Source organism: Priestia sp. 179-F W1.4 NHS (assembly GCF_045369295.1).
Classification (GTDB): domain Bacteria; phylum Bacillota; class Bacilli; order Bacillales; family Bacillaceae_H; genus Priestia; species Priestia zanthoxyli.
The window spans coordinates 1,200,647-1,214,269 of the sequence record NZ_JBIQFF010000001.1 but is presented as its reverse complement, the minus strand read 5'-3'; the positions used below and the strand labels follow the sequence as shown (position 1 = coordinate 1,214,269).

Annotated in this window: 13 protein-coding genes and 2 pseudogenes; 5 read left to right on the top strand and 10 right to left on the bottom strand. The window is 34.8% G+C overall.

All coding sequences use genetic code 11. The annotated features are described in order from the left end of the window. Window positions 1-606: 606 nt before the first annotated feature. Both ACH0CI_RS06330 and ACH0CI_RS06325 read right to left on the bottom strand, forming a co-directional pair. Window positions 607-1,788 carry an MFS transporter gene (locus ACH0CI_RS06330; RefSeq protein WP_406901374.1) on the bottom strand — a complete coding sequence of 394 codons (1,182 nt, stop codon included), beginning with the start codon at window positions 1,786-1,788 and terminating at the stop codon, window positions 607-609. Window positions 1,789-2,154: 366 nt separating this feature from the next. After that, the gene (locus tag ACH0CI_RS06325) at window positions 2,155-2,433 is read right to left on the bottom strand and encodes an ArsR/SmtB family transcription factor (RefSeq protein WP_406901373.1); all 279 of its coding nucleotides are present in this window, start codon (window positions 2,431-2,433) and stop codon (window positions 2,155-2,157) included. Between the two features lie 283 nt (window positions 2,434-2,716). Here ACH0CI_RS06325 and ACH0CI_RS06320 point away from each other — a divergent pair, with 283 nt between their 5' ends. Next, window positions 2,717-3,595: a LysR family transcriptional regulator gene (locus ACH0CI_RS06320; protein WP_045295232.1), complete on the top strand. Its 879-nt coding sequence runs from the start codon at window positions 2,717-2,719 to the stop codon at window positions 3,593-3,595. A 172-nt stretch (window positions 3,596-3,767) separates the two neighbouring features. Here ACH0CI_RS06320 and ACH0CI_RS06315 read toward each other — a convergent pair whose 3' ends face one another. From ACH0CI_RS06315 to ACH0CI_RS06305, 3 genes are all read right to left on the bottom strand, one after another. Further along, window positions 3,768-4,187, bottom strand: a complete 420-nt coding sequence (locus ACH0CI_RS06315) for a MarR family winged helix-turn-helix transcriptional regulator (RefSeq protein ID WP_406901056.1) — start codon at window positions 4,185-4,187, stop codon at window positions 3,768-3,770. Window positions 4,188-4,423: 236 nt separating this feature from the next. Next, the gene (locus ACH0CI_RS06310; protein ID WP_406901055.1) at window positions 4,424-5,611 is read right to left on the bottom strand and encodes an MFS transporter; all 1,188 of its coding nucleotides are present in this window, start codon (window positions 5,609-5,611) and stop codon (window positions 4,424-4,426) included. Window positions 5,612-6,048: 437 nt separating this feature from the next. Then, window positions 6,049-6,540 carry a hypothetical protein gene (locus ACH0CI_RS06305; protein ID WP_406901054.1) on the bottom strand — a complete coding sequence of 164 codons (492 nt, stop codon included), beginning with the start codon at window positions 6,538-6,540 and terminating at the stop codon, window positions 6,049-6,051. Window positions 6,541-6,799: 259 nt separating this feature from the next. Here ACH0CI_RS06305 and ACH0CI_RS06300 point away from each other — a divergent pair, with 259 nt between their 5' ends. Continuing rightward, window positions 6,800-6,967, top strand: coding sequence for a gamma-type small acid-soluble spore protein (locus ACH0CI_RS06300; RefSeq protein ID WP_033580113.1), 168 nt, complete (start codon window positions 6,800-6,802; stop codon window positions 6,965-6,967). Window positions 6,968-7,018: 51 nt separating this feature from the next. Here the strand turns inward: ACH0CI_RS06300 and ACH0CI_RS06295 are convergent. Together ACH0CI_RS06295 and ACH0CI_RS06290 are read right to left on the bottom strand one after the other, a co-directional pair. Then, window positions 7,019-8,059 (bottom strand): annotated as a pseudogene (locus tag ACH0CI_RS06295) (zinc-binding dehydrogenase). Window positions 8,060-8,308: 249 nt separating this feature from the next. Then, window positions 8,309-8,599 (bottom strand): annotated as a pseudogene (locus tag ACH0CI_RS06290) (isochorismatase family protein); the annotation flags it as partial. A 90-nt stretch (window positions 8,600-8,689) separates the two neighbouring features. Between ACH0CI_RS06290 and ACH0CI_RS06285 the strand changes: the two are divergent. Together ACH0CI_RS06285 and ACH0CI_RS06280 are read left to right on the top strand one after the other, a co-directional pair. After that, window positions 8,690-9,316, top strand: a complete 627-nt coding sequence (locus ACH0CI_RS06285) for a type 1 glutamine amidotransferase family protein (RefSeq protein WP_406901053.1) — start codon at window positions 8,690-8,692, stop codon at window positions 9,314-9,316. A gap of 425 nt (window positions 9,317-9,741) precedes the next feature. Continuing rightward, window positions 9,742-9,930 (top strand): hypothetical protein, encoded by a 189-nt coding sequence (locus tag ACH0CI_RS06280; protein ID WP_335706912.1) that lies wholly within the window; start codon window positions 9,742-9,744, stop codon window positions 9,928-9,930. Window positions 9,931-10,110: 180 nt separating this feature from the next. On the opposite strand, the gene ACH0CI_RS06275 is transcribed toward ACH0CI_RS06280, so the two are convergent. Together ACH0CI_RS06275 and ACH0CI_RS06270 are read right to left on the bottom strand one after the other, a co-directional pair. Then, a complete protein-coding gene (locus ACH0CI_RS06275) occupies window positions 10,111-10,680 on the bottom strand; it encodes a GNAT family N-acetyltransferase (RefSeq protein WP_335708429.1) in 570 nt (189 codons plus the stop codon). A gap of 105 nt (window positions 10,681-10,785) precedes the next feature. Beyond that, window positions 10,786-11,661 carry an ABC transporter six-transmembrane domain-containing protein gene (locus tag ACH0CI_RS06270; protein WP_406901372.1) on the bottom strand — a complete coding sequence of 292 codons (876 nt, stop codon included), beginning with the start codon at window positions 11,659-11,661 and terminating at the stop codon, window positions 10,786-10,788. A 198-nt stretch (window positions 11,662-11,859) separates the two neighbouring features. Here ACH0CI_RS06270 and ACH0CI_RS06265 point away from each other — a divergent pair, with 198 nt between their 5' ends. Beyond that, entirely contained in the window at window positions 11,860-12,681 is an 822-nt protein-coding gene (locus tag ACH0CI_RS06265) for a MerR family transcriptional regulator (protein ID WP_406901052.1), read from the top strand. Window positions 12,682-12,908: 227 nt separating this feature from the next. Here the strand turns inward: ACH0CI_RS06265 and ACH0CI_RS06260 are convergent, their stop codons facing one another. Then, entirely contained in the window at window positions 12,909-13,322 is a 414-nt protein-coding gene (locus ACH0CI_RS06260) for a DUF6892 domain-containing protein (protein WP_335707758.1), read from the bottom strand. Window positions 13,323-13,623 lie beyond the last annotated feature (301 nt).

Genomic DNA, 13,623 nt, shown 5'->3' with positions numbered 1-13,623 from the left:
AATATTCATTTATCACTATACAAATGAGGTGTTTGTCCCAGACCAAGAACGATTTCGTTCACATTGTATATTTTTTAGTTCAATGCTTAAATGAGGTGTTTGTTAAAGAGAATATACTTTTTCAAGTGACTGTTTCATTAGGCAATGGAATTACGTAAATGAGGTGTTCCTTAAAGATCATATGCTGCATTAAAAGCTGATTTTTCCTTCTTCACATGACGGGATGCATAATCGTTTGCATCTCGTTTTTGTTATACATAATATCTAAGGTATACGTGTTTATTATGTAAGGCTTCCATTAAGGTGTACAGAGTTCTCTACATACGTTTTCTTTAATTGTATCTGTACCCTGTTACTCGGTAATCATCACCGTAATCTACTGTGACAGACACCTCTTTTTTCTTCTCTTTACCGTTAGCATATCCGTGGACTAATACGGTACTTAAATCTTCTCCACCTAAAAATTCAACATCTTTGGGAACAAAATGAGGTTAAGCGATTTAATCGATGTTCGCTTTGTATAGTGATTCAAAACAAAAAAATAGCCAACGTAAAAAGCCACTTGTATAAAACAAGTGGTCTTTTGCTACGTTAAATATAAGACTTTTATTTTTCTATACAAAGATTGCTCTGAGTTTGTTTGGTCTGTTTTCGTTTAGATAGAACGTTGTCGGCAACAATTACTACGACAGAAACGGCAAGAGCAAAAGCACCAATCCAAGGAATATAATTCAACAATCCATTTTTGACAGCAACACCGCCGATACCAGCTCCAGCTGCCATTCCAAGTTGTCCAAAAGCACTGTGTAAACTAAGTACAATGCTTGCCGCAGAAGGAGCAAGGCTTATAAGCTGAAATTGTATTGGCGCGCCGGAAGACCAAGCTGAAAGCGCCCAGAAAATAAGCAATACATAGAAAAGAAAAGCAAATTGATCGATAAACGGAAATAGCAATAGTGCAATAGCATGGAGTAATATTCCTCCAGTTAATGTACGAAATGATCCCCACTTATCTGTACTAAAACCTCCTAATTTGGATCCAATAGCGCTAGCAATACCAAATATAAAGAGAGCTGTAGTTACCCCTTGATTGCTCATTCCGAATGTATTTAAGAAATACGGTGAAATGTACGTAAATACAATGGAATATGAACCTAACCATAGAAACGTAATGAGCAAGTATGCTGAGATACGTGGTTTCATAAGAAATTTAAACTGCTCACGCAAAGGTACAGGTTCTTCAGCAACTGTTTTTGGTATAGTAAACGACGCTAAGGCGGTGAAAAGTAATCCTACTACACCAAGCCCAATGAATATTACATTCCAATCATAATGCGAAGCCACAACTCTTCCTATAGGTACACCTACAACCAAAGCAGTACTTTGCCCCGTAACAACTGTAGCAATCGCACCTCCCTGCTTTCCTGGAGCTGCTAAAACTGCAGCAAGGGTTAAAAGCGTAACTTGAATAACGCCGGCACTAAGGGCAGAGATGATTCTAGCTGCCATTAGCATTTCATAACCTGTTATAATCGCAATAAGAATATTGATGACAGAGAAAACGGTTAAAGCATAGACAAGAAGTTTTTTTCGTTCCAGTCGAGCAGTCATAGCAATTAGAAAAGGTGTCCCTGCTCCAAAAGCTACTGAGAACACGGTAATTAGCTGTCCTGCAGATGAAACTGAAATGTTATTGGCCTCAGCAATTCTGTCTAAGATTCCGGCAATAACATATTCTGATGTACCATTAAGAAAACTAATGGCAGCTAACAAATAAATTTTCCACATATTTGACAAAATAAATCACACCTTTTGTTTTTATATTTCGGTATTTCTAGAAATACAGATTTAAGTTCGTAAATTAACCGAGTGTTTGAAAAGTTCACTGTAAAGAGCTGATCTTTGCCCGTAGACAACGTGACCTTTACAGTTTCTTAAAAAATGTTTTATAAAGGTGACACACCATGAATTTAACGCGCTTATGATAACGATAAGTGATTTGCTTTAGCCTTTTTATCTAAAGTACCAGTAATGGATATACTCATAATTTAGATGAGGATACCTATTAAGCAATTTAGCCATAATCCAGACAAGAAAGATCATACCTCTTATTTCTATATTTCCTTAAGTATAGAAATATAGAAATAAGAGAAATTACTCCATCACATATGGAGCATACTTTTCAATTAACTCACGGTCTAGGCTGTAATATATATATGTCCCTTCTTTGTAAGTACTCAGAAGTCCGCAATCAGTTAATCGTTTTAAGTGATGGGATAAAGTTGATTCAGCAATTGATTCAAGTTTTGTCCCAATATCCGAACAACATAAATTTGCTTCATTAGCAAGCAACCGAGCAATTTTTAATCGTGTTGGTTCACCGAGTGCTTTATATATTTTTATCGCCTGCTGTAACTTCGAGTTATTCTCTATTGTTAGCACCCCGCTTTCCTAAATCAATTAGATACATCATATGAGTACAAGCTAACATTACAGTAGCAAATACACTATTGAGATCTCATTTGCTAAAGCCAAATGCACTTTAAAAATAAAATCCTCAAAACAGTACTATAAACACAAATGAAAATAATTTATTACAATCGCTAATCCTAATTATCTTCGGTTAATTTCTTGAAGTTTAATTCTCTTTCATGATACATTGGATTCTAATACCAATGAAATGCATATTAATTATACAGGAGATAACAAAATTGATATGAACAAATCACAAATTGAACTTATTGTCCGGATATCAGAAACAGGAAGTTTTACAAAAGCCGGTGAAGAGCTACATATGACACAACCTGCGGTAAGTCGCGCTGTAGCAACAATTGAATCCCAACTAGGAACGAAGTTAATTAAAAGAGATAAGAAGAACGGATTATCTTTTACAGATGTAGGAGAGCGCATATTAATTACTTTTAGAACAATCCTGAGTGAATTACAAAAAGTAGATGAATTAATTGTGGCTGAACAGGGGTTAGAAATTGGGAAGGTACACATTGGCGCTTACCGAACTGCTTGTACGAGGTTTATTCCTAAAATCATACGTACAATGGAAAGTCAGTATCCTGGTATAGAAATCAAGCTTTCGGAAGGTAGTGTAGATCAAGTAAAAGAGTGGTTACGTTCCAAATGCATTGATGTAGGAATTATTATTCCTCCTGATAAAGATTTTGACACCGTACCTTTGATAAAAGATCAACTGATTGTACTTATGCACTCAAGCCATCCTTTATCTCAGAAAGAAACAATAAGTATTCCTGACCTACAAGGTGAAGATATACTAATTGGAAAATGCGGTTATGAGGTACAAATTCATGCTTTATTCAACGAGTATAACTTGACTCCTAAAGTACGGTTTGAAATGGATTATATAGAGACAGGATTAAGTATGATACAAGAAGGGTTAGGAATTACCATTACAACGAAACAAAATATTTGGTGGTTGCCAGACCAAGTCGTTTTTCGTGAATTAAAACCAGATACGTTTAGAGATATCAATATAGCAGTGCTAGATATGAAAGATACATCCAAAGCAACAGATGCCTTTATTCAAACAGCTCTCACTCTTTTTGCTCAAGAAGATGCTTAAATAGCACTTAAGTAAACATGTGTTGCTATTTAGTGCATATAAAAAAGACAGCCGTTTGATACAAAAAGTGGCTGTCTTTTTTATTTCTACTCTTTTTAATCGTTGTTAATCAAACAAAAGGATGATGGAAGAATCCGTATAGGATCCAGAAAGGAATATTCAGTAACACGGCTTATTGTATACCATTATATACTTTGTTTAACAATATCTTCAGTTGAGTATTCTCTTCATCACTTAAGTGACGCGTGACGAAGAGGTGAACGTCTTTAACTAAAGGTAAAAGAGTTTTCTTTAACTCTTCCCCCTTTTCTGTAAGAAACAGATAGTGTAAGCGACGATCTTGTTCACTGTATATTCTTTTTATGAGTCCTTTTTCCTCCATCGCATAAATCATTTCTACAATAGTTGTTTGTTTCTTATCAATTGCTTCTGCTAGTTCTGTTTGGGTTATCCCTTTTTGAGAGTCTAGAACACTAATGATGCTCCATCGTACTGGAGTCATGCCATAAGGTTTGAGCTTTTTCTTGAAATAATTCATTGCTCTTACATCTGTACGATGAATAAGATGGCTTGTTAAATCATGTAAATCCATAACGTCACCTCAGAAAGATGGAAAAATATGTATTAAGCTAATAATCGAGTAATATAAGGCTTTATTAGTAGGCAATACCCACACGTGATTCTATACAATGGCTACTATTTATCTGACCAAATGTATTCATGGGACCACCTCCCTCTTGCACACAGTAATATCACTCTACGTTTTAAAAGTTGTTATATGAGCTTTCTCAAAAGTTAAAATAAAAACCACGATTTACTTCGTGGTTTTTATTTCACAGGTAGGCCCTCTGCTTTACCCTTAGCTGGTTTGGTAATTTTCCACCCTAACAAGATGGCAATGAATCCTAAAATTATAAGAAGATATAACGTCGGAACGAAACTTCCTAGATAATCACGCAGAAATCCAATTATGAACGGGCCGACTGCACCGATCATATATCCAATTGCTTGAGTCATTGCTGACCAAGTACTTGCTTCCATAGGGGAAGATGCCATATCTAATGGTAACAACAAAGTTAGCGACACAAGACCACCGGCACCAACTCCTAAACATATACTTGAAACAATAGGTGTTACGTTTGTAAAACATAAAAGGGATAAACCAATTATTATACTTAAGGTAAAGGCTGTAATCCAAAACCTTCTGCTCGGTAGCACTTTTAAAAGATTAGGTAATAAAAAAGTAGCTGGTAGCTGTGCAATCATAGCAATTGTACCTACAAGACCACCGAATGCTGATGTCCACCCTTTTTCCTCTACAATGGCTGGTAGCCATGCTGAAAAACAATAAAACAACAGAGTTACAATCCCTACAAAAGAAGTTAATAACCAAGCTTTTTTATTTTTTAACGGTAAAGAAACCTTCGTCTTTTGTGAAAAATTACTTGCAGGAATACGAGATTGTTTTATCACCATAAGCCAAAGTGGAATAGCTAGTAGAGCAAGAATACTCCAGAATGCTAATCCATTTTTCCATGAATGATTGAACCAGTGTTGAAGTGGTGTTGTTAACCCAATAGAAATAGATGCACCCACTACCATTGAAGTAGAGTATATGCCTATCACCGATGCTGCCTTGTCTGGAAAATGACTTTTAATGAAACCAGAAAGCAAAGGGCTTACAACACCAATTCCTGCACCAATTAATAAAGCCGTTATTAACAGGTAAATTGAGGAATTTGCAAAGGCCCTTAGAAACGTTGCAATACCTATGCAAGTTATAGCGAAAGTAATCATCTTCTCTGGTTGATAGCGATTTGCTAAACGACCAGCAAATAACGAACAAAAACCAAAACATACCAAAGGAATGGAAGTGAGCAAACTAGCTAAAGTTGAACTCATACCTAGATCCTTCGTTATTCCATGAAAGACTGGGCTAACTGAAGTTAGACCCGGCCTAAGGTTAAATGCAGCTAGTATAAGTGCAAGTAGAAACAATTTATTACGATTGACCATACTAATTACCTCCGGTTGATTTCTTGAAGTTTAATTCTCTTTTATGGTACATTAGGTTCCAACATAAATAAAATGCATATTAATTATATGGTATATAACAAAATTGATATGATAAAATCGCAAATTCAACTTATTGTTCAGATATCGAAAACCGGAAGTTTTACAAAAGGCGGCGAAGAACTACATATGACACAGCCTTAAGTATGGTACAAGGAGGATTAGGAATTACGATTACAACAAAAAGAAACTACTTGTCACTGCCAGAACAAGTAGTTTCTAGAGAGTTAAAGCCCAACACGTTCAGAGAAATTAATATAGCAGTGCTAGGAAAGGTACATCAAAAGAAACGGATGCCTTTATCCAAACGGCTCGTGACCTGTGTACTGATGAAGATGCTTAGATATTTTTATCACTTACCCAATAAAGGAATGCTCCTATTAATGCTCCCCATTATCCGGCTTTATCTCTAGTTTCTTCAACATTATAAACTCACTTATATGTTGAAAACCATATAATAGGAGTTGTCTAACAGTCAAAATGGTTACGTACTGAAAAGGATTAATTTTCTTAAGCTTAAAGATGCTGCCCTTTTTTAATTTAGGTACAACTACAAATGTAAATGTAGTATGAATCATAAAATTTACAGCTATATACAGAGGCAGTTTACGGTATGTGGATTTAAGCACCCACATAGATACAGTAAAAAAGGGCCCCCATGTCCACACATCTTCACCAGGAATTTTCGGATGTATACTTTGTTTAAAAGACCAAAAACTCTTTCTTTTAGCATAAGAATTAAGGTATTTAGTTACCATACAAATAGCAATGGACGCTGGAAGAAAACGTTTAAAATCTTTGCCTTTCATAAATGAAAAGCTGGACCAACAAGTGATAACTAACAGTATTAAAAATAGTCTATTCTTTTTCATGATTTTATACACCTCTCTATTTTAAGGTGTACATCTATTCTAAAATTACACAACGAATTATCTTAAGAGCATCCTGCCTAAGGATTATAATATATAATCGGTAAAAATTCGAACAAACTATTGACGATGTTTTCTTGTACATGTTGCCTCATAGTGATATGCCCAATACTTCCTGAAATTTTCAATTTTTTCTTACCAGGTACTTCTAAGGATACTGTCTCTCCACTTGGATATATTAATTCTTGTGGAGGTGATAGTAATGGAAAACAAATACTCTAACAAGACAGCTTCAGGAACAGATGTACAACATGTGAAGCAAAAGAATGCTCAAGCATCTTCTGGCAAATACGGTACGGAATTTGCTAGCGAGACTGACGTACAACACGTTAAACGTCAAAACGCTCAAGCAAACAAAAACCAAAAGTAATGTTAAAAGGGTTCTTTCATGTTCGTTGAAAGAACCCTTTGTGATACAAGGTTATTCTCCGGGAAGTAATAAAATTTCCCCTAACTTCCCTTTATTTTCAAAATACACTTGGGCTTCTTTTGCTTTTTCTAAAGGGAAAATTTTATCGACAACTGGTTTAATTTTTCCCTCAGAAATGGCCTTAAGCATCTCTTTAAACTCTGCTTTCGTTCCCAACACAGATCCATACATTGTAATATGTTTTAGATATAATGTTCTAAAATCAAAATTTGTATGCTGACCACCAGCGGAACCTGAAATGCAAAATTCCCCTCCGTTTTTTAAAACTTGAAGAGATATGGAAAACAAAGCATCTCCTACAACATCTAGAACGGAATCGACCGGACCTACGTTCAGTTCTAAAATGTCTTCTGAAAGAGTATCAGATTTATATGATAATACGTGTGTCGCTCCCAATTCCTTAATTCGTTCTTGATTTTCTAAGTCCCCCGTGATTGCAATAACTTTAGCACCAAAGACTTTAGAGGCAATCTGTACATTTAATGATCCCACACCACCATTTGCTCCAGTTACTATAACTGTCTCACCTGGTTGAGCTTGAATTTGGTTGACCATGTGCCAAGCAGTTAACCCACTTACCGAAAAAACAGCACTTTCTGAATAGCTTGATAGGGGCATGTCAAAGCAAAGTTCAGCAGGCCAAACCACATATTCAGCATAACCGCCATCGTATTCTGAACCTATAAAAGACATATCATCAGCAATATGTTCGTACCCTTCTTCGTCGCTAGATATAAAAGGGAATAACACAACATCTTTTCCCACTGTAGACTCCTCTACTAACTTTCCTGCTTTTACTACTTTTCCCGTTATATTAGATCCTGGTGTACGTGGAAACTGGACTCCTTCCGGTCGCCATCAAGATTTTGAGTCAGTACCGTAAGCACCCTCTCTCATCCAAATTTCTGTATTGTTAATAGCACAGGCCTTCACTTTTATAAGAACTTCATTTTCTTTCGGTTCAGGTATAGGAATTTCTACTAGGCTTAATTTACTTACGTCTCCATACCCTGTTACTTGTACAGCTTTCATAGAACAGTCCCCTTCTTTTTTACGAATATAGTTTTTAATATATTTCATACGGCTGCTTATAGTTTAGAAAAAAACATGCATATTTCATTATGCACTCTTCTTTCTATTATCATCAAGTTGGGAGTCAGTATACTTTTACGGCCTTTTCTTTTTAATTCTGTTTCACAATGTCGAAGACCACTGGATCATTAAATTTAGAGGTATTATGTTAACTAATTTCGTAGAAGATATACAGTTAAAATAAAGATCTTATGATTGTATTGCTTCAGTCAAATTTAACTTTTTGATCAATTCTTCAGTTGTTAAAATTTTGGCAAACTCATTATCTAAAGTTGCTAATGACACAGTATGTATTTGTTTAGCTGGATAATATGTATTATCTGCTCCTTTTATTGCAAATGTAACTGTGGCATCTGATACGAGCTACGTTTCAAATCCTAAATTATCACTCATTGGAGTAGTAGTTGATACACAATGCGGAGTTGTTAATCCTACTGTTACGACTTTTTCTATTTTGTTTTCTTTAAAATGATTCTCAATCTCCTCATTTTTTCTGAATATTTTAACTTTTTATAGATATATGTCTTTAAAATGGTATAATATAGAGAACGTCAGTTCGGGAGGTTTAATATGCAAACAAAAAAAGTGTATATTTATGTATTTAATACAATGTCAGATTGGGAGTATGGATATTTAATTGCTGAACTAAATTCAGGAAGATATTTCAGGCAAGGTTTAGCCCCTTTAAAAGTAATGACGGTAGGAGTTAATAAAGAAATTATTAAAACAATGGGGGGGCTGAGTATACAGCCGGATATTTCTCTTGATGAGTGCGCTCTTCTGGATAAAGATCTTCTAATTCTACCGGGAGGAAATACATGGAGTGAGGAGATTCATCAACCTATATTGAAAAAAGTTGGGGAAGTCTTAGAGCTTGGTACTATTGTAGCTGCAATTTGTGGTGCTACTGATGCCCTTGCAAATAGTGGATACTTAGATTCTAGAAAGCATACGCTTAATAACTTAGAATATACAAAAATGGTCTGTCCTAAGTATAAAGGGGAGAAGTTGTATGAGGTTGGACCTGTAGTATCCGATAATAACATGATTACAGCTTCAGGAGTAGCACCTCTAGAATTCGCGAGGGACGTATTAAAAAAGTTAGATGTATTTGCATCAAATACATTAGATTCATGGTATAGCTTAAATAAAACTCAGAAGTCCGAATACTTTTTTCAGTTAATGAGCTCAATATAGATTCCTAATTATATACAAGGTCGATTACAATAATTTTCTTTTTTATTTTTGTAGATACCTATAAGCTGTTTTATGGTAACTAGAAAGGAATAGCTGCTGCCATAGCATCAAATGCTGTTCCAATTACGAAAGTATTAAAAATTAAAAAAGTTGTTAAAGTTACAGATGGTGCAACTAAATTTGCTAACAAACTTGCTAAATCTTATGATTACTATTCAAGAATTAAAAAGCCTGGTAGCAGAGTTGCTAAATACTCCAAAGCAAAAGCTATGAAATTAGCGTTAAAAAAGACAGCTAGAGCTACACCAGGTGCTTTTGACGCATTATAAGCACTCATAGGAATAGATACGTTTATTAATGGTTGTCTAAAGTAAGTTTCACTACACCCTTGGAGTAGCTTGTTCAGGTAAAGGGGATTGTTTTGTATGTTTAGTAAAAAAAGAACATATCAAATATTAATAGCTATTGTTGGGATTGGACTTGTTGTTTACAACTACACATTAAAATCTAGTGTGAGTGAAGCGACAGATTCCTACGTTATTTTGCCTATTAGTATTGTGTTACTTTTATTATTTGCCTTTATGTACGTAAAAATAGATAAAAAAAATGATTAAAAACAGCTTTTGTCTACCCTCCTTAAACCCCAGATAATCAAAATATCTGGGGTTTTTTATTATAAAGGTTTTAACGTTTACATTAGATAACGACAAATACATAGCTTTTCTACAAATTGCCTATATCTTAGATTATTAAATATCAATGCATTTAACACTGATTCTGTTTATCTAGATCAATTAAGGAGATACTTTTTCCTCAGGTTCATTAAAAGAAATATTTTTTATCCACTCTTTTTTTAATAATGCATACTGAAGAGTATTTTCATACTTAGGTGTTCCATCTTCGTATTTAGTAAACGAAATAAACTCAACAAAACGTCCTTCTTTACGCATCCCTAATTTTTCACATAGTTTTTGTGATTTGTAGTTATCCTCCTCAACGTATGCATAGACTCTTCTTGCATCCAATTGAGTAAACAGATACTTAAGGAACGTCTTCACACTCTCGCTTGCGTACCCTTTCCCCTCATATTGAGCATTAAAGTGCCAACCAATGGAATAAGTATCTGGATCTTCCTTTAAGTAGAATATTTCTCCTATTAGATAATCACTGCCTTTTAAGCAGACTGCAACAAAAGAGTCATCTTTTGTTCTTTTTTGAGCTTTTAAAGTAGCTTCCTCTATTGTGTGAACTTTGTCTTCAAGAAAGCAGTTTACCCTTGGATTAGCCAAGTATTCCAAAAGAGCTTGAGAGTCTGCTTTAGAAAAGTTTCTCAATAGTAATCGATCAGTTTCAATCTTTTTCATTAAACATCCTCCTAACCTATATTTACGGGCTTATTTCTCTGAAAAGACAACAACAATAATTTAAGGGATAACATAACAATAATGGTTGGCTAAGCTTTTGTGGTTTTAGCTGTTAACGTCTTCAGCAACGCGTTCACCAATATCAAGTACACGCGAAATATTTTGCACAATTTCAGGAAGACCAACTACTGCCTCTTGAAACATCCAAATATAAGCTAGAACTGCATAAATAGCACCAGGCGTAGTACCCTGAACACCTGTAAGTCTAAGTAGTGTAGCTAGGGTTAAGAGAATGACGACAATCTCCATCATCCCCCATGTTTTAGCCTCAGCGTTAGAAATAGCAACACGCCACAAACGTAACCGTGCAAAATGTTTTTGAACAATGGTAAGTGGACGATGAACGACTATATCTGCCTCTTCTTCAATTCGGTTGTTAAGTGCGTGATTCAAACGATAAGAACGTCGACCGAACCAATGGTTTATGATTAGTATTGGAATTAGTGCCAATAAACTTAAGAACCCAATAAACCGGTCATAAAGAAATAACATGATAATAGCGCCTAAAAATCGAATAACCGTTGTTACAACTGCCGGCAGCTCCATCTGAAAGAAATCTACTATCTCTCGAGACAATGAGACACGTCCTACAATTCGAGTTCCTTTTACTCCATCAGCACGCTGGCGCTCCACCATTTCTGCAGCAACATTAGAATAAATTCCAACGAATACTTTGGTATCGTAAATGTGTCTGAACAAGCCAACCCCTAGGTGAAGGATCCATAGTAGAGCAAGTGGTATAAGGCTAGCTGGATTCCCTTTAAGCAACCCATCGATTGCAAAACCAATTGTTGCAGCGTAAAGAAGATCGCAAACATTTTCAACAAGGGTGAGCATATAGGTAAGGCTAATTCCTTTACGATTTTTTGACCATATACCTTGAAGGAGTTGACCTACGGAGGATTTTTTCTTTTTTATCATTTGCATCTTATCTACTCTTTCTTTTCTCTAATTAAACAAACTTTAATTCTATTCATTGCTTTATCTTCAAATTCATCATCAATTTGCCTTTTCACTTACTTTAATGAAATAAAGGACCCGTCATTGCTGTTTATATCTCCTTTCCAGTACAATGAACATCATAAAGTATATGGTTACCGTATAGTCAAGGAGGATTTTATGAGGGAAGAGTTGGAAAAGTACTTTACTACTGGTGAATTTGCGAATCTCTGTCGTGTAAAAAAGCAAACTCTGTTTCATTATGACGAGATAGGGTTACTTTCACCTCAAATAAAAACAGAGAATGGATATAGGTACTATTCATATGAACAATTTGAAGTCTTTCAAGTGATTGCCTTATTTAAAGAATTTGGTGTTCCATTAAAAGAGATAAAAGTTCTTTTAAAAGATAAAAAACCAATAAATATGATTACTCTTTTAAAGGAAAAATCTCTTGAAATTGAAGAAAAAATTAAGAGCCTTAATCATTTACAAGCAATTATTCAAACGCGTTTACAGTTAGCAGAACATGCTTTACAAACTGATTTTTCTTCTATTTCATTGCAATATTTAGATGAAGAAACCTTTATGATTAGTGAAAATATTTTAGAAGAAGCCGAACAAAAATATACTACAGTTATTCCAGAGCTCATTCATTATACTCAACTTCATAAATTAGATCGAGGATATCCAATTGGAGCAATGCTTGCGAGAGAACAAATTCAAAAAAAAGAGTTTTACAATTACGAACATTTGTATATCAAAATCCCAGAAGAGATAGAAAAAATTCATTGTCATACACGTCCCCAGGGATTATATGTTGTTGGGTATCAAAAAGGTGCCGAAACCGAACATGCTTACGATCGAATTATTCAATTCGTTAGAGAAAAAGGGTTAAAAATAGGGGAGTATGCATATGAGGAATACGTGATTGATGAGGTAATGGCGGATGGAATAGAGAATTCAATTACAAGAATTCAACTTCAAATTCCAAGCCAATAACGTTTTTTAGTTTGTATTGCAAAGAGGTACTATATTTACTAAACATATGTGGCGTATACAGACTAAAAATAGAAAACCCAACCTGTGAGCTCTAAAGGTTGGGTTTTCTGTTTTTGTAAACGGAGTATAGGAGAATTGCTTATTGATTTTTCTAGATGGCAATAATGAGAAAACGTTATTCTTCATAAAGGCGGATTGCTTCTTTTAGCACAATAACATCCTTCTACTTAATCCTCAATCTCAATTCCAGCTTGCTTAAATGGTTCTAATACTTGTGGATCACACATTGAAATATAGTCCACTGTTTTTAAATTCGTTAAGTTCTGAAATCCTTCAACAGATAATACATCAAAAAAACTGTCTTCGCCATCCCAATCTGGTTTTAGGATATGATAAATTTCATTACCCCCATCAAAGCAAAGGGATTCAATCTTTTCCAAATCACTCATTTCCAATGTTAACTCTTCTAAATAATCTCTGATTTCAACAATTGGTCCAGCTCCAGAATACCATTCAAAATTATTCGTATACTTATCTTTTAAATCGTTTAATTCTTCTAGAAATAACGGATCTTGATCTAATAAAGCTTCAATGACCACTAGTTTAAAATTAAAATCTTTAAACATTCCACTCTTCCCCATTTTGCTACCTCCGATTTTATCTCTGTATTAGGCTTGTAATCGCCCCTGCACTATTTGTATTATAACAATCATCTATGAATAAAACCTGCTTATATTGTTGACTTTGACATATGGACAAACCACATCGGCTCCTTTTTAGAAAGAGAAAAAACAGGCCCTACTATAAGGAAGGTCCGCTCTTATTTACTTAGTTTAATTACTACTGCAAGCTGCTAATGCTAGCAATAATACAGCAGAAGTTGCTAAAACCTTTTTCGTACATGCACCTTCAACTCTCTACTAATTCTTTTCTACTTATTAT